This window comes from Nocardia coffeae, assembly GCF_019890715.1.
GTDB classification, from domain to species: Bacteria; Actinomycetota; Actinomycetes; order Mycobacteriales; family Mycobacteriaceae; genus Nocardia; species Nocardia jiangxiensis.
On sequence record NZ_JAINZY010000053.1, the window covers coordinates 1 to 1,108 of the forward strand.

At 61.9% G+C, this 1,108-nt stretch carries 1 protein-coding gene; it reads left to right on the top strand.

Annotated elements, in window-relative coordinates; translation table 11 throughout:
• Nucleotides 1-53 precede the first annotated feature (53 nt).
• Nucleotides 54-392 carry an MmcQ/YjbR family DNA-binding protein gene (locus K7711_RS46980; RefSeq protein WP_222979662.1) on the top strand — a complete coding sequence of 113 codons (339 nt, stop codon included), beginning with the start codon at nucleotides 54-56 and terminating at the stop codon, nucleotides 390-392.
• Nucleotides 393-1,108: the final 716 nt, after the last annotated feature.

The following is a 1,108-nucleotide window of genomic DNA, read 5'->3' on the forward strand; positions in this document are numbered from 1 at the left end:
GGTGGCGGTCGAGGTTCTGCGCGGCCTGTGTCCGATCTGGAAAGATTCGGTGCATGAGTGCTGCTGGGGACGATGTCCGCGCTTTTGCTTTGTCGTTGCCCGAGACGTCTGAGCAGTTCACGTGGGGTATGCCAACTTTCCGGGTGGCCAGCAAACTATTTCTTACCCTCCCGGAGGCTGAAACGTCGGCGGCGGTCCGCTGCCCAATCATCGACCGCGACGAACTGGTGGCCGCCGAGCCGGACAAATTCTGGATCGCCGCGCACGAGGCGAACAATGCTTGGGTTCGAGTGCGCCTCGCCGCCATCGACGACCAAGATGAGCTGGAAGCCATCGTTCTCGACTCGTGGCGGCAGGCCGCACCTCGGCATCTACTCGATGGTGTCGAATGACATCGCCGGCGTGCCGAGCACTCGGTCTACGTGCCCCACAGGACCTGCAAACGGGGTGTCGGCTTGGCTCTGCTCGTCGCCCTGCCGGAGGAGTGGGTTTCGTTTGTCCGAATCAGGAGGCCGATAGTCATACAGTGACCTATGACATGTGACACGTCCCCCATACCGGAAATCTCATAGCGTGTTCAGGTGTCCCGGGAGTGACCTGTCTCCGTCCCACAACATCCTGCGTCAGCGGGTCACCCGGTAGCGAGCCTGATCAGATACGCTTGCCGCGTCAAGCTGAGCGATCGGCGGGACGATACCCTGAGAGGCCCTGGTAGTCGTGCCCAAACGCTGCCGGGGCTTTCTCTCTATCAGGGTCTGCGGGCGACGCTCGCCTTAATGGCGCGGGCGGAATGACCGAGTACATCGTTACCAGCGTCGAATTCGACCGCCGGGACTCCTCGGACTTCCACTTCCCGCTGCGGCCGTACTTCTGGGTAGAAGTCGGTAGCGAAGTATCGTGCGCTTCTTGGTGTGCCACCGCGATGCTCGGGCCAGCAGCGGCACCCGGTGCGCGATCACTGTCGCCGCTGAGATGGCGAACGTTGACACAACGGAATCTCCTCGGTCGTATCGACCGTCGACCGAAAAAGCAGTCATGCCAACACTTCGCCGGACAGCCCATGATGTTGACGCCTTCGGCACGGCACATCGGGCGATCTGCACGTGGC